The sequence below is a fragment of the Porphyromonas endodontalis ATCC 35406 genome (genome assembly GCF_000174815.1).
Taxonomy (GTDB): domain Bacteria; phylum Bacteroidota; class Bacteroidia; order Bacteroidales; family Porphyromonadaceae; genus Porphyromonas; species Porphyromonas endodontalis.
In genome coordinates, this window is record NZ_ACNN01000012.1 from 63,048 (window position 1) to 83,886 (window position 20,839).

A 20,839-nucleotide genomic window follows, 5' to 3' on the forward strand; every position below is an offset into this window, starting at 1 on the left:
CTTTTGATTCCCACAGATGGGTTACAGTGATAGAACCTAAATCAGAATTCTTGCTTCGTAAAGATTGTGTGTAATAATGTAGATACTCGTCTTTTCGATTGGGTTGATTAAATTCGTCGTTTTGTTTTTTTTGTCTTGAAAAACAAAATCGCCTTCAATCTCTGCTAACAAGCGATGTTGACCTAAAATACTAGATACTCCTATAATTCCTACACATGAATTATTCTCAGAGTTTTTCCCCTCTGTATTTTTGTTAATTCTCTCGGAATTGCCCAATATATGATAAGAAGATTCATAATTTATTCCCGTGTAAGCACCATTCTGAGTAGAGAATCGTGAATACAATTGCCATTTATCGGTTCCGTACAATAGAGAAAAATTCCCATCTTGCATTAAAGCAGTAGTAGATGGATTAAGAGGCTTACCAGTAAGTGATAAAGAGTTCTTGATAGTAGAAGAAAATCCTCGTTGTTCTTTTAGTGAAATCTTCACGACACCTCCTGACGTTTGTCCTGACGTTGAGGCATTTCTGCCAAATTGTACTTCGATCTTTTTGATATCATCTGCACTTATCATAGACAACAATTCTTGAGCATTTATTCTTTTGACGCCATCAACATGTACCTCAGCAGGTTTCCCGTCAATTAATACCTGATTGCCCACGACTTGAATCCGAGGAGTTCGAGTTAGTATGTCATAAGTACTGTATGCTGCAAGAGAATTGCCCAATCCCGCAGTTTGTACTTGAAATGTCATCTTTCCTTTTGCTGCACTAATTGGCTTAGGCTGAACTACAATCTCGCCCAAGTTTTTTGTGGAAGATATTAGTACTTTTCGCTCTATCTGTAATTGGTTGTTGTTTATTATGAAGTCTTCTTTATAGACAACATCACCCCAAAGGGTTGCTATAACTCGATAACTATGCTCTTTTTTGACGCTGAAATATACTTCTCCTAAATAGTTGGAGTAAGCATACGTAATGGGTGTTATAGAATCATTGCTGTCAAAAAGCAATGTAGTTGCATTTTCAACAGTCTGAGAAGTTAGACTATCTACATATACTATCTTGATTTTTGAGATATCTTTTGTACTTTGAGCGTTAGCTGTTGTGCTGATAACACTCATTAGCATACAAACAAAACCGAGAAAAGAACTATGTTTCATAATAGTCATTATTATGTTTTTACTTATCCTTGCTTCTTAGAATACATTTCAGCATCTGCATGAGAGCTGTTTCTATCTCTCCTTCTGGAATACTCGTAAAATCTATTCCACAAAAAGTAGATATATTTTTATGCAGTGCCAAGTACTGTATCCCTGCTGTAAGAATAGCTAATTGTATCTTCAGTGTATTCGGAGATTCTGATGCTTGAGTAAAGAAATCAACTAAATCTTCTGTTTGGATTTCCCTCACCTTTGCTATTTCAACAGCAGCGTCTAATGGAGAATCTTGAAGTTCTAAGCGAAGCAAAGAACTTAATAGTCCGTCTTCTGCGATTTGCTTCCATAAATAGAGTAAAATCTGTGTCAAATTTTCCGGACTTCTGTTCAGCTTTTCGACTGGGAATTCCTCATAATGAGAGAGCCAAAAATCATGGTCTCGGATAAATTTCTCTACATAAAAGGCAAAGCCCTCGGGATAACGCCTGTAAAACAATGCAGGTTCTATTTCAGCTTGGTCACAAACTTCCTGAATAGAAAGTCCCCCAAATCCTTTTTCTCGTACAATATCCTCTGTTGCTTTATCTATCAAGTGAGCAATCTCGGCAGAAGAGCGTCTCTTTCTTGGCATGTATTTATAATCCTTTTTTGTTACTGTAAGTAATTTTGAAATCAAAAAGTCTATATCCCTATATGAGTGCAAGTTGGAAAGGGCTAAGCGTAATCTGGGACAACGCTTTGAAACAGCCGGATATCCGATAGGAACGATGTAAACATCGTGTTGGAGTAAACGTTCCGCCCACAAAATAGCTTCATCATAACTCGGGGTCAGTATTCCAACGATAGGAGTGGTGGAATCTGTCGTAGAGAAACCTGCTTCTTGTAGCTTCTCTTTTGCATATTGAGCTTTTGCCAACAACTCTTTTCGCTCAGAGGTCGCTTTAGGGATTAGCTCCAAAGACTTCAAAGCAGCAGCTAAACAGGGAGGAGGAAGAGAAACAGAAAAACAGCAACTTCCAGCATAGTAACGGATGTAATTAATTAAATCCTTGCGCCCGGAAACATACCCTCCTATACTTCCAAATGCTTTACTCAGTGTACCCGTAACAAGAGGAACCTGTCCCAATAAATTCAATTCTTCCAAAAGACCGGCACCACTTTCCCCTAATACCCCTATACCATGGGCATCATCCACGATAAGCAAGGCTCCATGCTTTTGAGAAATCTCTAAATATTCTCGAACCAAACCTTGGTCTCCGTCTTGGGAATAAACCCCATCTATCACAACATACAAATTGCACCCTTCAACTTTGTAACGTTGTAAGGCTGAGTCTAGAGCTTCAGGATCATTATGAGGTAGTATCTTACAAGTACAATGTCTCACTCCTTCAAATACACTCCGGTGAACCCCCTTGTCAAGGAATACAATATCATTAGGCTTTGCCAAAGCAGAAAAGAGTCCAATATTAGCTGAAAAGCCCGAGTTAAAAACCAAAGTATCCTCCGTCTTCAATAGGGCTGAGATTCCGTCTTCCAATCTCTTCTGCAATGAAGAGTAGCCTCCGATACTAGGAGCGGCACAGAACCCTGTTCCAAACTGATTAATAGCTCTGATAGCATCACTTTGCACGAGAGGATGTTGGGAAAGCCCCAAATAATCATTGGAAACAAAACTGACCATACGAGAATTGGGGCGGTTCTTCAAAGACATTTTGGAAGATACCGCAGAATCAGATTCTTTCCAATAAACTTGCCCGACTTCGTCTCTATAATTTCCTTTATACTGAAAGAACTCTTTTGTAAGCTCTTCAATAGACTGAGAAGACTGTGCTACATTGTATTTATCCAACTTCATACATAGAGTGTTATGTCACGTGCCTGCAAATATAAGCAAATAAATTTGTTCACGCAAAAAAAAAGCAGTTTTTTTTGTCTATACGGGAAAACAACATAAGGTTATGTGCGACAATCGGAAATACAATCCTACCATAATCAGTGATGCTCTTCTCACTAGAGAACCCTTATGAGAGGCCACTTCTATCCATATCGAAGCCACAAGTACGCAGTTATCCAATACCTCTAACATACACGGTTTCTTTGGTTTACTTTTGTCCGTGCACCGCTGTTGGTGTCATTAAATACATTATAATATGGACGAAAAAATCAAAGACCAAGAAGTCCTTTTGGTCAAGGATCAAAAGGGCGAAAACCTCAAAGCCGTCACAGGAACGGACGAGAAAGGCGAGCTGAAAACCGTTCCGCCCACCGCCGAGCATGAACAGAGCTTCCTGAAGTTCGACAAGCACAGCAATGCGCTGGAAAACTTCCTTTCTAACTTCATGCGGCAGTTCAAGAATCCCACACCGCTGACTTTCTTCAAAGTCCCCTTCGAGAGTGCCGTTGCCAGTGCACGTGTACTCTCGGAGATGCTCAAAGCTCCGGATGTCCCCTCCAATAAGGAGATGCTGGACTCTGCCCGTATCAATCCTGCGGACTATGCAGGGGAGCAGAAACAGTCCTTCCAAGGCATTGACCCCGACAAGGTGAAGTGGGAGCAGTTCGAGCAGATGGGTGTAAGCCGTGAGAGTCTCGAAAAGGGCAAGCATCTTGATGACCTACTTCAATACAGAAAGACTCCACTTGTTCCCATCAGTATCAAAATTGGGGAAGTTTCCCTCTACACCGATGCCCGTCTTTCCCTGAAAGCCTCCGGAGACGGTACGTTTATCCCCGTTGTCCACGCCATCCGCAAGGAGCCTCAATTGGAGCGTGAATTCTTCGGGCATACCTTCACCGACGAGGACAAGAAAGCCCTCAAGGAAACGGGCAACCTCGGTCGTACCGTGGAGCTGACCTTCCCCGGCAAAGATGAACCGACCCGCAGTTTCGTGAGCATCGACCGCCTGACGAATGACATCATTGCCCTGAGTGCAGATAGGGTACGCATCCCCGATGAAATCAAGGGCGTGAAGCTGAGCGACGAGCAGAAAAAGGAACTCTCGGAAGGCAGAAGCATCTATGTGGAGGGGATGACCTCCAAAACGGGAAAGCATTTCAATGCCAACCTTCAATTCAATGCCGACAAGCGGTCGATTGAATTTCGTTTCGGCTCTCCCAAGCAGGAACAACGCCAAAGACAAGCCCCCGAAGGACAGGAACAGGCAGAGCAGAAAGAATTGCGTGTCCCCAAGAAGATGCTGGGACGCGACATCTCTCCCGAAGAGCAGGCAAAGCTCAAATCAGGTCAGACGGTCTATATGACCGGGCTTATCGACAAGAAGGGAGAGTCTTTCAATGCCTATGTACGTCCAAACTTCGAGAAGAACAAGTTTGACTTCCTCAAATGGAATCCCGAATCCCAAGCCAAAGAAGTTACTCCAGACAATGCTTCCCGCACGCAAGTCGCCGTCAATTCCGAAGGCAAGACCAACGAGGCTACCAAGCATGTGAAAGAGCCACTCAAACAGGGGCAGACAGAACCTACCGCCCAGCAGGAACAAAAGGAAGAAGAGAAGAAGCGTTCCAAGGGAATGAAAATGTAATCCGCCACCACTAACATCCAAAAAGTAAGAACAAATGAAAGTCATCATAGCAGAAAAGCCGAGCGTAGCTCGTGAAATCGCCCGTGTCGTTCGGGCAACCAACAAGAAAGAGGGTTATATCGAAGGAGGCGGCTATGCCGTCACTTGGGCACTGGGACACCTGATAACGGCAGCCATGCCCGAAGCCTACGGCATCAAGGGTTTCCACAAAGAGAACCTGCCGATTCTTCCTCCCGTCTTTACCCTTATTCCCCGTCAAATCAAAGAGGGTAAAGGCTATAAAGCCGACGCTGGGGCAGTCGCACAATTGAAAGTTATCGAAAAACTATTCCGAGCGTGCGAAGGCATTATCGTAGCCACCGATGCCGGAAGGGAAGGTGAGTTGATCTTCAGGTTGTGCGCCCATAAGGCTGTATAATAAAATCTCCTTAGCAAGAGATTAGGTTCGTGTTCTTTGAAATAACCTACTACCAACCGACTTATCCAAAGGGGAAACCCAATGGGGAGTGTAGCATGTCGGTAAAGGCATAAGTCCACAAATTGCCATGTGGCGACTGAATGACGAGGTAGAAAGACAAGCACAAGGATGAAGCCTGAATTGGTTGAACGATAGTCCAGTGGCTGTTAAATGAGCAGTGACGGAAGGCAATTACAAACGTCACGCCGTAGTACTCTTCCGATGTAGCCGGACGGATTGAGCAAAAGGACAGACTACGGCACAGCCGCAATATGCGGAGAAAAGGTCGAACGTCGCATCCGACAGCTTGTCGCGCTAATAGTTATTATGCAAGCTAAATGGGGATTGCCTAAGTCGGGGAGCCGAAAGGCTATGAGGTATAGTCTCTGAAAACCCGATATGGCAACGGAGCTTCCGTAGTAGTCCGAGCAGGATAACGTCCTGTACATGGCGAAGGGAAGCAGTTGGAAACTTTAATACAAACAAAGAAAGACGTGTGAGACGTATGAGAAATTCAGAGAATGTATTAAACATTTTAAGTAAACACAGCACTGATTCGGACTACAAGTACGAAAGGCTGTACCGTAATCTATTTAATGAGCAGGTGTTTTATACTGCTTACCAGCGCATTTACGCTAAGCAGGGCAATATGACATCAGGAACAGATGGCAAAACAATTGACCAGATGAGTATTCAGAGAATAGATGACCTTATCGTGAGTCTCAAAAATGAGACTTATAAACCACATCCTGCCAAGAGGGTGTATATTCCAAAGAAGAACGGCAAGAAAAGACCACTCGGAATTCCCTCTTTTGAAGACAAGTTGGTACAAGAGGTAACACGAATGATTCTTGAAGCCATTTATGAAGGGTATTTTGAGTACACCTCTCATGGTTTCAGACCCAATAAGAGTTGCCATACTGCACTGACCCACATTCAAAAATCGTTCAGTGGGACAAAGTGGTTCGTTGAAGGAGATATTAAAGGCTTCTTCGACAACATCAACCACGAAGTCCTTATAAAGACCTTGAAAGAACGAATAGCCGATGAAAGGTTTATACGTTTAATCAGGAAGTTTCTGAACGCAGGATACATGGAAGATTGGAAATTCCACAAAACATATAGCGGAACACCTCAAGGAGGATTGATAAGCCCAATTTTGGCAAACATCTACCTTGACAAGTTCGATAAGTATATGAAGGAGTATGCCAAATCTTTCGATATAGGCAAGGAAAGACGGAGCAGCACGGAGTATAAACGTCTTGAAAATAAAAGAAGCAGGCTGGTAGCAAAAAACAAATCCGAACAGAATGAATCTGTCAGAGAACAACTGATGGATGAGATTCGTAAAGTCGAGAAAGAGATGATTAATACGCCCTATGGCTTAAATATGGACGAAACATTCAAGAGATTGAAATATGTGAGATATGCTGATGATTTCCTTGTTGGAGTTATTGGCAGCAAGGCTGAATGCATGCAAATCAAAGCGAACATCGCTCAATACATGAGTGAGCAACTCAAATTGGAGTTGTCAGAAGAGAAAACGCTAATAACGCATGCACAAAATCCTGCCAAGTTTCTCGGTTATGAAATCTATGTTCGCAAATCCCAAGCTCTAAGGCGTAATAGAAATGGAGTTTTAAGAAGACCCTTCAATGGTAGAATTGTCCTAAACGTATCCAACGAGACGGTCAGACGAAAATTACTGGACTATGATGCTGTATGCATCAAGCAAGTTAAGGGTAAAGAAGTCTGGAAACCGAAAACTCGTTCATACATGATAGGAATGAAGCCTGAAGATATTCTTGCACAATACAATGCGGAAATAAGAGGATTCTACAACTACTATTCTATTGCCAATAACATCTCATATCTCGGCAATTCATTCGGATTCAATATGAAGTACAGTATGTTCAAAACTATTGCTCAAAAACAAAACATGACTATGGCGCAGATGATAAAGAAACTCCGCAAAGGCAAAGACTTTATCATACACTACATAGACAAGAGAGGGCAAAAGAAAATCAGAGTGCTTTATAATGAAGGTTTTAGACGAAAGACAGCTAAAGATTATGCCCAATGCGACAACATTCCGAACACAAACATCAGTCCTTATCCGAGTCTTGTTGAGAGATTGAAGGCTGAAAGGTGTGAATTATGTGGAGCAGAAGGTAAAACGGTGATGCATCACGTGCGTACACTCAAAGACCTCAAGGGAGAGAACGAGTGGGAACAACAGATGCTCAAAAAATACCGTAAAACTTTGGCAGTTTGTGAAACCTGTAATGCTAAAATTCATGTTCGCTAAAATGAGAAAAACCAACGGAGAGCCGTATACAAGGAGACTTGTACGTACGGTTCGGGGGCAGGCTCTCGGAAACCTACCGTCGCAAGACGGCATGGCGCCGAGTGCCGAGCCTACCATCTATGAGTATCTCGGCATCGCCAAACCCTTCGACCGTCTGTGGATCAGTTCCTTGACGGACAAAGCCATCAAAGAGGGGCTTGCCCGTCTACAAAACGGAGCGGCGTATGACAATCTCTATTATGCCGCCCGTGCCCGCAGCGAAGCCGACTGGTTAGTGGGCATCAATGCCACCCAAGCCATATCCATTGCGGCAGGACGAGGCACTTATTCATTGGGCAGGGTACAGACTCCGACTCTCTGTATGGTCTGTTCCCGTTTCTTGGAGAACAAGAAGTTCGAGCCGCAGCCATTCTGGCAACTCAGCCTTGCCGTAAAGGAAGGTGATGAGAGTTTCCGTTTCTCTTCTGCCGACCGCTGGTTTGATAAGACGGAAGCCTCCGCCCTGTATGAAAAGCTCAAACAAGCTTCTGTTGCCACCGTGGAAACGATTGTGCGCAAGGAGACCAGACAGGAGCCACCGCTTCTGTACGACTTGACCACCCTACAGAAAGAAGCGAACAGCCGGTTCGGCTATTCGGCGGAACAGACCCTTTCCTTGGCGCAGAAACTCTACGAAAAGGCATACATCACCTATCCTCGCACGGGCAGCCGATATATTCCCGAAGATGTCTTTGCCGAAATACCTGCCCTGATAGCCTTTTTACACGACCATCCCGTCTGGGGTGTCCATGCCCGCCGACTGACCGAACTTAATGCGCATTCGGTGGACGGCAAGAAAGTGACCGACCACCACGCCCTGCTCATTACGGGCAAGAAACCGATAGACATGTTTGGAGAGGAAGCGGTCATCTATGATATGATAGCCGGACGTATGCTCGAAGCCTTTTCCGCCCGTTGTGTGAAAGATGTCAGTACGGTTACTGCCATTTGTGAAGGCGTGAAGTTCATCCTCAAAGGTGAAATCATCAAGGAAGAGGGTTGGCGTGCCGTCCTCAAAAACAGCAGGAAGAAAGACAAGGAGCAGGCAGAAGCCGAAGAACGGGAAAGTCGGGAGAATGGAGAAGGCATCATCATCCCTCAATGGGAGGAGGGTAAGCAACTTCCGCTCTGCGCCTGTTCGTTGGCACAGGGAACGACCAAGCCCAAGCCCCTGCACACGGAAAGTTCGCTGTTGGCTGCTATGGAGACGGCGGGCAAGGAGTTGGAGGACGAGGAATTGCGTGCGCAGCTCAAAGATTGCGGTATCGGCACACCTGCAACCCGTGCCGCCATCATCGAAACCCTCTTTGCCCGTGAATACATGGTGCGCCAAAAGAAGTCGCTCGTCCCCACGGAGAAAGGACTTGCCGTCTATTCCATCGTCAAGGGGATGAAAATCGGCAATGCTGAGATGACCGGACAGTGGGAAGCGGACTTGGCGAAAATCGAACGGGGAGAATTGAAAGAGCGGGACTTCCGCAAGGGCATCGAAAGCTATGCCACACAGATTACGGACGAATTGCTCTCGTCCAAAATCCTCTTCCCTCAAAAGAGAAGCGACATCAACTGCCCCAAATGCGGCAAAGGCTCACTGGTCTTCTATCCCCGATGTGCCAAGTGCTCGGATGCCGATTGCGGTCTGACCCTTTTCCGCAGCGTGGCAGGCAAGAGCCTCACGGACGAACAACTGACGCAGTTGGCGGTAAACGGAGAGACTGGCATCATCAAGGGCTTTACCTCCAAAACGGGCAAGAGCTTCGAGGCTTCTCTCTCCTTGGACGGAGAGTTCAAGACGGTCTTTGTCTTCCCCGAACGTAAGAAACCGGGCAAATCCCGAAAGTAACTCCCCATAATTTGCTAATTTTGCCACTGAATGAAGCGGTCATAAACAATCCTGTTGTTTTTACTGCGGATTTTAGTGGTGGCACTCGGCGGGGACGTCGAGTGCCTTTGCATTATATACCCATTAAAATCACAGATATGACAGCCATTCGATTTTCCTATTACGAGCTATCCCTGCTCTCTTTTCTTCGGGAAAGCCATCCCGAAAAAGCCGATGACATTCCCTTCGTCAAAGAGCGTGCGGCAGCCGCTTCCGAAGTCTATGCCGAAGCCTTCAATGCCGGACTTCCCATAGCCGAATGTATCGGTGTCGCCAATAAGACGCTCTATGCGGGTCTGCACTTTTCCCACCACGATACCATCTCCTCTGTTCTTTGGAACGAGTTCTCTGCTGAAGTGCCGCTTGAAGCTGTCAGGGAGACCGCTATCCGCCTGCGCCCGCTCTTAGAAAGCATCTTCGCCAAGTATCCTATTTCGGACGAGTTCGCCTATATGCCCGAATACAACTCCCTCTATACGGAGATTACGGGTTTTGTTCAACTAAAACTCGAAGAAGATGGCAAGTTATAACAAGAAGGAGCATCTAAGGGCGAACATAGAAGCCATCAAGACGGTCTTTGCCCTGCATCGGGAACAACGCACGGCAACGGAGGAGGAAATGGAGGTGTTGCGAGCTTATACGGGCTTCGGGGCTTTGAAGTGTATCCTCTCTCCCGCCAACACGATGGAGGACATCGCCCGGTGGAACAAGTCGGAGTTGGAGCTATTTTCCTTGGTGATGGAACTGCATCGCACCATTCGGGATAACACCACCTCCGAATCGCAATACAAGAGCTATATGCAGAGCCTGAAAAATTCCGTGATGACCGCTTTCTATACTCCTGCACCCGTAGTACGGGAGATTGCCGCTTCCTTACGGGAGGCAGGCATCGTCCCTCAACGCATCCTCGACCCTTCGGCAGGAATGGGCGAGTTCATCCGCTCTTTTGACGGCATTGCAGCCGAAGGGCATACGACCTTCGGTTTTGAGAAAGACATCCTTACGGGACAGATGCTCTCCGCTCTGCATCCCGAAGACAAGATACGCATCCGAGGCTTCGAGGAAATCGAATCCAAGCTCGGAGGTTATTTCGATGTGGTCAGCAGCAACATTCCTTTTGGAGATGTGGCCGTCTTCGACCCTGTTTTCAGCAAGACGGACGAACCTGCCCGAAAGATCGCCCGCATGTCCCTGCACAATTACTTTTTCGTCAAGGGGGTGGATATGCTCCGTGAGGGTGGCGTGCTGGCGTTCATCACCTCGCAAGGAGTTATGAACGCTCCAACGAACGAGCCTGTACGGGAGTGGCTGATGAGCCATACCCGCCTTGTCTCGGCAGTCCGTCTGCCCAACAATCTCTTCTCGGAGAATGCAGGGACGGAAGTGGGCAGTGACCTGATTGTCCTGCAAAAGCAGAGCGGCAAGACAAGTTTGACCGAAGAGGAACAGCGTTTCATCAAGAGCGAGAAACGCCCCAGTGGAGTGCTGTTCAACACCTATCTGCGAAGTATGTCGCAAATCGTGCATACCGAGTGGAAGCAGGATACCGACCCTTACGGCAAGCCCGCCATCCTGTTCCATCACGAGGGCGGAGCGGAAGGCATCGCCACCGATATGGGAAAAATCCTGCGGGCGGATTTAGCCAAACGCTTGGACATGGCATTGTACCAAAAGCATATCTCCATTCAGGAGCAGCCCAAAGTTGCCGTTTCTCCCGAAGTCAAGCAGGAAGAAGCTACGCTTACGCCTGCCGCTTCGACAGAGGAGCAACCGCACCAAAAGGAGGTGCAACCGAAAGAGGAACAGCCTGTGGAGCAAGCCCGAAGCAGTGTCACACCGCAGGTACAACTGCTCGACCTTTTCGGCAATGTTATCCCGGAGGAAAAGCCCAAACGTAAAGCTGCTGCAAAACTGAAATCTGTCGTATCACCCTCCATCTTTTCCGAGACTTCACAAAGCAATGATACGGCACTGGGGCTGAAAGACACGGGAGAGCTGTGGTGGCAGCAGGACAAGGAGAAAGGGATGCAGCAGCGCCTCTATGAGGGGGAATGGCACGAACACCTCAGAGAGGGGTCTTTGCTGGCTTCGGACTTTCAAGTCGGAATGCTTGTCCGTGATATGGAGGACAACCGAATGTTCCAGCCCATAGACCTCCCGTCCCAAGAACGACAGAAAATGTTGCTCTACATAGACCTACGGGATGCCTACCACGCCCTCTATGATTATGAGGCGGAACGCAAGGTGGCGAATGAATCCTTGCGAGAGAACCTCAATGAACTGTACGACCGTTTCGTGCGGCTGTACGGGCATTTGAATGACCGCAAGAACCACGAGCAGATCCTGATGGATGCTGGTGGCAGGGAAATCCTCTTCTTGGAACGGAAGGTGGATAAAGAAACGCTCAAAGCCGACATTTTCCGTCAGCCCGTTTCGTTCAGCCTGCACGAAGTGACAGAGGTGAGCAATGCCCAAGAGGCTCTCTCGGCGTCACTCAATAAGTTCGGAGCGGTGGACACCGAGTATATGCTCTCTTTGCTCCCCGACACCTCCGAGGAAGAGATGCTCTTCGAGCTGCACGACAGGATTTACTACAATCCCTTGGAGGGAGAGTATGAAATCGCCGAGAAGTTCATATCGGGCAATGTGGTTGCCGCTTCGGAGCGTATCGGACAATATCTTTTGGAGCATCCGGAAGACACAAGGGCGCAAGCCTCCTTGCAGGCACTGAAAGATGCCATTCCCGAACCGATACCCTTCGTGGACTTGGATTTCAACTTCGGGGAACGATGGATTCCCGTAAATCTCTACTCAGACTATGCCTCGTACCTCTTCGACACGGAGGTGATGATACGCTACAATTCAAGTGCGGACGAATACTCTGTGGAGGCACGGATGCACAATGCCAATATCTGGGACAGGTTCTGTGTGCGGGGACAGCATCGTCGCTACGATGGTATTACCCTGATGAAGCACGCCTTGCTGAATACAACGCCCGACATCACCAAGAAAATCATGGTCGGCGACAAGGAGGTCAAGGTACGGGACACGGAAGCCATACAGATGGCAAACGCTAAAATCGATGAGATACGAAACGGCTTTACTGATTGGCTGAACGAGCAGAGCGATGAGTTCAAGCAGCGGTTGGAGAAACTCTACAATGACACTTTCAATTGTTTTGTTCGTCCCCAGTATGATGGTTCCCACCAGACATTCCCCAACCTTAATCTGAAAGGCTTGGGTATCGAAAGCCTGTACGATAGTCAGAAAGATGCTGTGTGGATGCTCAAACTCAATGGAGGAGGGATCTGCGACCATCAGGTGGGAGCGGGAAAAACGCTCATCATGTGTACGGCAGCTTATGAGATGAAGCGGCTCGGCTTGGCGAACAAGCCGATGATACTCGCTCTAAAAGCCAACGTACAGGAGATAGCACAGACTTTCCAAACGGCTTACCCGAATGCCAAGCTGCTCTATCCGGGCAAGAACGACTTCACGCCCGATAAGCGGCAGCGGATTTTCCACGACATCAAGAACAACAACTGGGATTGCATTGTACTCACGCACGACCAGTTCGGCATGATACCGCAGTCGGACGAGATACAGCAGAAAATCCTTCAGGACGAACTGGACAGCGTGGAAGAGAACTTGGAAGTTCTGCGCCGACAAGGGCATAGTATTTCCCGTGCAATGGAGAAAGGACTTGTCAAGCGACAGATGAACTTGCAGGCGAAGCTGGATGAAATCAAGTTCAAGATAGAGAACCGAAAGGACGATGTGGTGGATTTCAAGACAATGGGTATAGACCATTTGTTCGTGGACGAGTCGCATACGTTCAAGAATCTGATGTTCAACACCCGCCACGACAGAGTGGCAGGGCTTGGCAACAGTGAGGGGAGCCAAAGAGCCTTGAATATGCTTTTTGCCATCCGCACAATACAGGAGCGGACGGGAAAAGACTTGGGAGCCACTTTCCTTTCGGGTACGACCATATCGAACTCCCTCACGGAGTTGTATCTGCTGTTCAAGTACCTGCGTCCCCAAGCTCTCGAAGCCCAGCATATCAAGACCTTTGACGCGTGGGCTGCCATCTTCGCCAAGAAGTCTGTGGACTATGAGTTCTCCGTCACCAATGAAATCGTGCAGAAGGAGCGTTTCCGCTATTTTATCAAAGTACCGGAGCTGGCGGCGTTCTACGCTCAAATCACTGATTACAGGACGGCGCAGGACATCGGCATAGACCGACCGGAAAAGAATGAGATTATGCACAACATACCGCCCACTCCCGAACAGGAGGAATTCATCACCAAGTTGGTGGAATTTGCCAAGACGGGCAACGCGGAACTGCTGGGACGTCCCAAACTCTCCGAACGGGAGGAAAAAGCCAAGATGCTCATTGCCACAGATATGGCGAGGAAGATGAGCTTGGATCTGAGGCTCATTGACCCGAACAGGTACGGAGATCATGTGGACAACAAGGCTTCCCACTGTGCCGCCAAGATAGCGGAGTACTACCGGAAGTTCAATGAGCAGAAAGGAACGCAGTTTGTGTTCAGCGACCTCGGTACTTATAAGCCCGGTGAATGGAATCCTTACAGCGAAATCAAACGAAAGTTGGTGGAAGATCACGGCATTCCTGCTCAGGAGATACGCTTCATTCAGGAAGCTAAGACCGACAAGGCTCGAAAGACGCTCATCGCGGGAATGAATGAAGGTTCAATTCGAGTGCTTTTCGGTTCTACGAGTATGCTCGGCACGGGTGTGAACGCCCAGAAGCGTGCCGTTGCCATCCATCATCTGGACACACCGTGGCGTCCTTCCGACTTGGAGCAGAGGGACGGGAGAGCCGTGCGTAAGGGGAACGAGGTCGCCAAATTTCATGCGGACAATAAGGTGGATGTCATCATCTACGCCGTGGAGAAGTCGCTCGATAGCTATAAATTCAATCTGTTGCACAACAAGCAACTCTTCATCGAACAGCTTAAAAACAACCGTATGGGTAGCCGTACCATTGATGAGGGAAGTATGGACGAGAAGTCGGGAATGAATTTCTCCGAATATGTAGCCATCCTCTCGGGGAATACCGACTTGCTGGAAAAGGCAAAGTTGGAAAAGAAGATTGCCGGCTTGGACAGCGAACGGCAGGCGTTCATTCGCAGTAAGTCATCCTCCCGAAGCCGATTGGATGAAGTTATGCGGACGGTGGGCGGCAACAAGGAGCTGATTGCCCGTTTCCAAAGTGACTGGGATTTGTACCAAAGCCGTGTGCAAAAGGATAAGGACGGCAATATTCTCAATCCGATAACGCTCAAAGGGGTGGAAGGAAGCGACCCGAAACGCATTGCTGCCAAACTCGCGGAAATCAACGAGAAAGCCTGCACACGGGGAGAGTATTTCAATATCGGAACACTCTACGGATTTAACCTCGTGGTCAAGACGGAGTCTTCCTCCAAAGACCTTTTCGATTTTTCGCAGAACAAGTTCTTCGTGATGGGAGAAAGCGGAATGAAGTACAGCTACAACAACGGCAGGATTGCGGCAGACCCGCAACTCGCCTGCATGAACTTCCTGAACGCCTTGGAGAAGATACCCGGCTTGATTGAGAAGTTTAAGGCGGACACGGAAAAGATAGCCAAGGATATTCCGGTTTTGCAGGAGGTCGTGAACGGCTCTTGGAAGAAGGAAGAGCAACTCAAAGACCTCAAAACGGAACTCGCCGCCCTTGACCGCAAGATACAGCTATCTCTAAAACCGATTGAGCAGGGAGAGAGTGAGCAAGAAGGAACGGAGGTGATGCAGGACGGCGAAGGAAAGACGGAAGAATTGGAACGGCCACGTCCGATTGAGCCGACTGTCACCGCTCCCTTCGTCAGCACCTCTGCGGCTCAAACCGACAGACCGTTGGAAAGCAGCGGGCAGAGTATCTCCGCTACACAGCCCTCTATGGACGGACTGCCGCCGTCTCTGGCAGAAAAGGTGTTCGTTGTCAGACCGAAAATATAATCTGTAATGTTATCATCACATTCAAACGGCAGCCCCCGACTTGTCATTACGACAAAACGGGGGCTTTGCTGTTGCGTACAATCCGAAATTACGTGTCTTTGGGCGGTCTCTTCCTCTTGCGTTTGAGGTTCTCCGTAAAGTGGGTTTGCATAAAGGCAAGGATTTCCGATTCCAAATACCACGTCTTGTGGTAAACAATGTGGAAAGGAAGTGTACCCGATGCCCGATAACGTTGCAAGGTGCGCTTGCTGATTTGGAGCATCAGACAGACCTCTTGGTTATCCAGCAGCGGTTCTCCATCTATCATCGGACGTTGGGGGATGTCGGCAGTCGTCTGCTTCAAGTCATCGAAGCGCTTCATGATGCGTTCCATCCATTCAAGGAAGGTCTCTCTATCCAATAGTTCCATCCTTAATCCTCCTGCTTTTGAGTTTGAAATTGTGTCGTAGCTCTTCCATATTTTTCGGGTTACAATAGAGGCTTCTGTTATGTATCGCTTCCTCAATGTCATGCAGGTCGTAGTAGCAACGCCCATAAATCAGCTTGTAATTGATTCTATCTGCGCTGCGTAACCGCTGAAGCGTGCGCTTACTGATACCGAGTATCTCGGCTAACTCATCGTTGGTAACGAGGCAGTTCTCGTACGCTGCCTTTGCCTTTTCTTCCTTCTCTATATACCGGAGAATCTTCTCTATTTTGCCCATCAGTTCGTAGTAGGCTTTGCTTTCGATTGTAATAACATCCATAGCTCTTTGAATTTGATTATGATGCAAAGTTCGGGAGATACTTTTGCTCTTTTTCACTGGTTGTTAATAACATGTGAAAGATTTTTATGTAACGATAGACCTATGAATTGACAAAAGCCTCCATATCGAAGCCACAAGTACGCAGTAAGGGAAAAGCGGCTTTTGAGTACCTACTCCATAAGTACATTTGCACAAAGTGTAAAATCAAAAACAGACAAGAATATGGAAGTTGTAACAATCGAGAAGAAAACGTATGAAGCCATAATGGAACGTTTTCGCATTTTGACCGCCAAAGTGGATGCTTTGTGTCGGGAATGCGACGAAAGGCGTATGGGCAGATGGTTGGACAATCAGGATGTCTGCCAAATCCTGAACATCAGTTTGCGCACCCTGCAAACCTATCGGGATAACCACACTTTACCCTATACGCAAATAGGCTATAAGATGTACTATAAACCGGAAGATATAGAGCGGTTGATAGAACAATCCGCCTCTCCATAATCAAAGAATTTATCACCACTAAATCCAATGTAAGCAGATGAGCAATGACGTAAAAACAAAGAACAACGAAGAAATCAGGCTCTTTTTCAGTGCCATCGACCGTATGATGAAAGGGATAGATGCTCTAAGGAAAAAGAACAGACCCTTATTGGGCGGGCATCGTTACCTGACGGATGGCGAACTCTCCCGCCTGTTGCATATTAACCGACGCACGTTACAAGACTATCGGAATGTAGGGAGAATCCCTTTTATTAAACTGGGTGGGAAAGTTCTCTACAGAGAAGAAGATGTGGAAAAGCTATTGCAGGAGAATTACCGTCCTCGGTTTGAGAAGCCTTGACGGAGAAACAGGCAGTAAGAAACATTTTTTTTACTGCCTGTTCTCATATTCAGTTGTACCATCCACCTTTGCCGTAACACACAAGTAATGAAGGACTTGTCCTCTTCTTTTCGGTCAGTCTTCCGATTATCCATTGACGGAAATTCTTGGTTTGTGGAGAGGCAAATCGAAACGATAGCATCGTTACCATTTCAATATTGTATAAATCCACCGCACCGCCCTTGAACAATAGGGTTTGCATCGCCTCATCTTCTCTGAGTAAACCCTCTTTGAAGACAGATTTGATGTGACTGTTTACCTTACCAGAGAATACCCCGAACAAGGCGGCTATTTCGCAAGCCGACATCCAAATGGAAGCCGTAGGAACGTGTACATTCCCATTCTCCTCAATGGTTATGATTTCTCTTTTCATCGTTCGTCCTCCTTATTATATAGTGATCCCATTGAACTGCTCTATCTTACTCAGTTTATCGGAAAGTGCCGCCATGTCCCGACTTTCCTTTTCGTGGGTGATTTTGGCATAAATCTGCGTGGTTCGGATATTCGTGTGTCCGAGCATCTTGGAAAGGGTTTCGATGGGCACGCCGTTGGTCAGGCAGATTTCCGTTGCCATAGTATGGCGGCTGGTGTGCCACGTAATCTCCTTTTCAATACCGCAGAGTCCGATGATTTTCTTGATGTTCTTACAAGCAGTTATATACGTCGGAACGGGCAGAAGCAAGTTGTCTTTTGCCATACCATCGTATTTATCGATAATCTGCTTCGGAATATCCAAGAGCATGATATTGGACTCCACACCCGTCTTTTGCCGCTTGGTCATAATCCAGAGTTTCCCGTCAAAGGAAGTTTGAAGGTTGTCCTTGGTCAGGTTCTTCATATCTGTAAAGGACAAGCCTGTAAAGCAACAGAAAACATACAAATCCCGAGCAAGTTCCATTGACTTGCGTCGGAATTTCAAATCCAATAATTGGCGGATTTCATCTTTCGTCAGATAGTCCCTGTCGGTACTTTCGGCGGATATGCTGTAATCCACAAAAGGATCGCGGACTATCCAGCCGTGATTTTGGGCAATGGTAATCATACGGCGCAGGGGCATCATGTAAATCCATACCGTGTTGTTACAGCATTGCTTTTCGGTGCGCAGGAAGATGTCGAAGTCGGTGATGAAAGCCGGAGTGAGTTCTTTTAGCGCAATGTCGCTGACACGGTAGCGGGTCTTGATGAACTCCTCCAAATGTTTATAGACCGTGCAATACTTGTTGTAGGTGGATGGGCATCGCAAGCCTGCATCGACCTGTTTGAAAAAATCTTCATTATGCTGGGCAAAGACTTTCAGCAAGGTTTCGTGTCGCATTTCCAAGCCCAAGAAGGCGTTTTTCACTTTCTCGGCAGTGACATAGTTATCCCGCTCGGCTATCTCCTTGTATTTGGCATTGATGCCGACACGGATCTTGTCCAAGAAACGGTTCGTTTCCAATGCTACAGTACTTTTGCCCGATGCTCGGTTGCTTTTGATGTTCCACAAGTCGGGATGAATATCACATTTGCAACTAAACTGGGCTATCGTACCATCAATGGTGATGCGACACATCACGGGAACGGAACCGTTCTTCTTGGGAGCGTTCTTTTTGAGGTAGAACAAAACCTTAAACGTACTACGCATAACTCTGACCTTTTATGGGTTACAAAACTATTTATTGTCAGGTTATTTGTTGCTACGCAAAACATTGTCGTTCAATGGTAAAGAAACTGTGTGCAATTTATTTGCTTCTTTCCTGCCATCAAAGTATCTTTGCCGAAGATAATCCTATGGGTTCAGATCGGATTTTGCTCTATTCGTTACCACTTTTCCTAATCCCTGTTTTCAGAAGGGGAGGTAATGTTTTGGTAACGCTGCTCTGTCCGAAGTTGGCATAAACCTGTCTTTTCAAGGTTTTCCGCCAAATGGCTTAAAAATCAGAATTGACTGACTCACAATTCATTTGCACTGTTCTGCCATTTTTTGGACCTTTGGGATAGATTTTCAGCAAAAAAGAAATAATTCTAGGGCAGAAACATTTTTATTTCTGCCCTATTTATTTTTCATTTCTCCCTACATTTTTCTATTCCTCTAACCTCCTCGTCTGCACAGCAAGGATAAATTCCTATCCATCAACGGACTAGAGAAATATCAATAAAGAATGAAAAAGGGAAAACAGACTCAACTAAAAGGAGAAAAGAAGGCTCATTGCTCAGTGATTAGTATCTTTGCCAAATCGTATAGGAAACTAGAGTAAACTAGATATGAAAACAACCCTACTGAGAGGTGTCAGGCAGTCACTTTTCCTCCTAACCTTCTTTGTGACACTTTCTTTTTCGTACACGTGGCTTTCTGCTCAAACAGCAAAAACATACGTCCATATAGTACAAGAAAAAGAGACGGTATACTCAATCTCTCGCCGATATAAAGTATCCGAAGAGGATATATATAGGCTCAACCCCGGTTCTGAGTATGGTATTCGTATCGGAGAACGCTTACAAATACCTTCTCCACAAAAGACCGAATCGGAGAAAACACAAAAGCAATCCTCTACCACCTCCGGCGCACAAGCAAACCAACATGTAGTGCAGAGTGGGGACACTCTTTACGCTATTGCTCGCCGGTATGGCACTACAGTACCTGCCCTCCTAAAACTAAATCCGGGATTGGAAGCAGATCAAATTGCCGTGGGTAGTGTAATCAATATTGCCCCTTCTCCCTCTGGGAATAAAACAATTCAAAAGCAAACTACTCCTACAAAAACCCAGGAGCAAACCCAAACTAACAAGGCTCATATTGCCCTGTTGTTACCTGTGGGCAAAAATGGACCAGCGCGTTATATCCACTTCTACGAAGGCTTTTTGATGGGGCTTTTGAAGCTCAAAGAGGGGGGGTATCTCTGCTCACATCGATACATATCATGCCGAAAATGAGCAAACCGTCCAGCAGCTTATCAACGAGGGGAAGCTCGACCCCTGCAATATCATCATAGGAGGACACACCGATGGTACCACTCGGATTTTGAGTCGGTATGTAAGAGGAAAAGAAGTCATTTACGTCTCCCCCTTTATTGCTCAAAGCCATTCTAACCAATACTCCAATACGGTATATCAACTCAATCCCGACCAGAAAGATCTCTACCCCTACCTATCCCTTGCCTTTGCCGACAAGGCTCATGGCCGTAGGATTGTATTTGTAGAGCACCCATCGGGCAACCATATCCCTGTTATCAACGCCCTCAAAAAACGTCTAGACAAAGAGGGAGTCTCATACAAAGTATGCAGTTTCTACGATGCCAAAACAGGCAATTGGAACTTTGAAAAAGACAATAAAGAGACCATCATTATGCTCAATGATGGTCGTCTAGAGCCAACTCAGATGGTGCTCAAATCCATTGAGAAAGCCTTTGGGGGCTCGTCTCATATTCATCTTTTCGGTTACCCAGAGTGGCAATCGTACGGATCTGACTTCCTGAAAAAAATAGGAGCCCTAGAGAGCACTATTTACTCCTCTTTCTACTTCGACGAGACCCAAACAGAAAACATTCAGTTTGCCAAAGAATATAGCAAATGGTTCAATGGGACTCGCCTCGACGGCTACCCAAAGTATGCCGTTTTGGGCTATGATGTAGCACGGTACTTTGTACAAGCTTGGACTTGGCATGGCATACAGATACCTCAAGCCTTCGGAGAAATCCCTCATGATGGCTTGCAGAGTGACTTTGTATTCCGCAAAGCCGATGGAGAAAATCACTTCACGAGCGTGGGGCTTTTCTTCATCAATTACTCTGCCAATGGCGTAGGTACACGACATAAGGTCATATTCTAGCCTCGTAGTAAGC

Annotated in this window: 14 protein-coding genes and 2 pseudogenes; 10 read left to right on the forward strand and 6 right to left on the reverse strand. The window is 46.7% G+C overall.

Features of this window, described 5'->3' with window-relative positions; genetic code table 11:
- Window positions 1–36: 36 nt before the first annotated feature.
- On the reverse strand, window positions 37–1,164 hold the full coding sequence (locus POREN0001_RS02690) for a TonB-dependent receptor (protein ID WP_157597627.1): 1,128 nt from the start codon (window positions 1,162–1,164) through the stop codon (window positions 37–39).
- Window positions 1,165–1,183: 19 nt separating this feature from the next.
- Window positions 1,184–3,016, reverse strand: a complete 1,833-nt coding sequence (locus POREN0001_RS02695; protein WP_004332904.1) for an aminotransferase class I/II-fold pyridoxal phosphate-dependent enzyme — start codon at window positions 3,014–3,016, stop codon at window positions 1,184–1,186.
- Between the two features lie 295 nt (window positions 3,017–3,311).
- On the opposite strand from POREN0001_RS02695, the gene POREN0001_RS02700 reads away from it, so the two are divergent.
- From POREN0001_RS02700 to POREN0001_RS02725, 6 genes and pseudogenes are all read left to right on the forward strand, one after another.
- The gene (locus POREN0001_RS02700) at window positions 3,312–4,703 is read left to right on the forward strand and encodes a DUF3945 domain-containing protein (protein ID WP_004332894.1); all 1,392 of its coding nucleotides are present in this window, start codon (window positions 3,312–3,314) and stop codon (window positions 4,701–4,703) included.
- A 34-nt stretch (window positions 4,704–4,737) separates the two neighbouring features.
- Window positions 4,738–5,109 (forward strand): annotated as a pseudogene (locus POREN0001_RS02705) (toprim domain-containing protein); the annotation flags it as partial.
- Between the two features lie 556 nt (window positions 5,110–5,665).
- Window positions 5,666–7,468, forward strand: coding sequence for a reverse transcriptase domain-containing protein (locus tag POREN0001_RS02710; RefSeq protein WP_040580312.1), 1,803 nt, complete (start codon window positions 5,666–5,668; stop codon window positions 7,466–7,468).
- Window positions 7,469–7,583: 115 nt separating this feature from the next.
- Window positions 7,584–9,350: pseudogene (locus tag POREN0001_RS02715) on the forward strand (type IA DNA topoisomerase); the annotation flags it as partial.
- A 137-nt stretch (window positions 9,351–9,487) separates the two neighbouring features.
- Window positions 9,488–9,919, forward strand: a complete 432-nt coding sequence (locus POREN0001_RS02720; RefSeq protein ID WP_004332923.1) for a DUF1896 family protein — start codon at window positions 9,488–9,490, stop codon at window positions 9,917–9,919.
- Window positions 9,906–15,392, forward strand: coding sequence for a helicase-related protein (locus tag POREN0001_RS02725; RefSeq protein WP_004332809.1), 5,487 nt, complete (start codon window positions 9,906–9,908; stop codon window positions 15,390–15,392). Before POREN0001_RS02720 ends, POREN0001_RS02725 begins: the two co-directional genes overlap by 14 nt.
- Window positions 15,393–15,480: 88 nt before the next feature.
- On the opposite strand, the gene POREN0001_RS02730 is transcribed toward POREN0001_RS02725, so the two are convergent.
- On the reverse strand, window positions 15,481–15,801 hold the full coding sequence (locus tag POREN0001_RS02730) for a helix-turn-helix domain-containing protein (RefSeq protein WP_004332869.1): 321 nt from the start codon (window positions 15,799–15,801) through the stop codon (window positions 15,481–15,483).
- Window positions 15,785–16,138 carry a helix-turn-helix domain-containing protein gene (locus tag POREN0001_RS02735; protein ID WP_004332745.1) on the reverse strand — a complete coding sequence of 118 codons (354 nt, stop codon included), beginning with the start codon at window positions 16,136–16,138 and terminating at the stop codon, window positions 15,785–15,787. Before POREN0001_RS02735 ends, POREN0001_RS02730 begins: the two co-directional genes overlap by 17 nt.
- A 222-nt stretch (window positions 16,139–16,360) precedes the next feature.
- Between POREN0001_RS02735 and POREN0001_RS02740 the strand changes: the two genes are divergently transcribed.
- Window positions 16,361–16,639: a helix-turn-helix domain-containing protein gene (locus POREN0001_RS02740; protein ID WP_040580319.1), complete on the forward strand. Its 279-nt coding sequence runs from the start codon at window positions 16,361–16,363 to the stop codon at window positions 16,637–16,639.
- 37 nt (window positions 16,640–16,676) lie between these two features.
- Window positions 16,677–16,979 carry a helix-turn-helix domain-containing protein gene (locus POREN0001_RS02745; RefSeq protein WP_004332951.1) on the forward strand — a complete coding sequence of 101 codons (303 nt, stop codon included), beginning with the start codon at window positions 16,677–16,679 and terminating at the stop codon, window positions 16,977–16,979.
- 49 nt (window positions 16,980–17,028) lie between these two features.
- Here the strand turns inward: POREN0001_RS02745 and POREN0001_RS02750 are convergent, their stop codons facing one another.
- The gene (locus POREN0001_RS02750; RefSeq protein WP_004332947.1) at window positions 17,029–17,391 is read right to left on the reverse strand and encodes a virulence RhuM family protein; all 363 of its coding nucleotides are present in this window, start codon (window positions 17,389–17,391) and stop codon (window positions 17,029–17,031) included.
- A 15-nt stretch (window positions 17,392–17,406) separates the two neighbouring features.
- Window positions 17,407–18,642, reverse strand: a complete 1,236-nt coding sequence (locus tag POREN0001_RS02755; protein WP_004332764.1) for a site-specific integrase — start codon at window positions 18,640–18,642, stop codon at window positions 17,407–17,409.
- Between the two features lie 620 nt (window positions 18,643–19,262).
- Here POREN0001_RS02755 and POREN0001_RS02760 point away from each other — a divergent pair.
- Together POREN0001_RS02760 and POREN0001_RS02765 are read left to right on the forward strand one after the other, a co-directional pair.
- Window positions 19,263–19,931, forward strand: coding sequence for a LysM peptidoglycan-binding domain-containing protein (locus tag POREN0001_RS02760; RefSeq protein WP_004332925.1), 669 nt, complete (start codon window positions 19,263–19,265; stop codon window positions 19,929–19,931).
- A gap of 52 nt (window positions 19,932–19,983) precedes the next feature.
- Complete coding sequence (locus POREN0001_RS02765) at window positions 19,984–20,826, forward strand: type 1 periplasmic-binding domain-containing protein (RefSeq protein ID WP_248616545.1); 843 nt, start codon at window positions 19,984–19,986, stop codon at window positions 20,824–20,826.
- The last annotated feature ends 13 nt before the right edge of the window (window positions 20,827–20,839 follow it).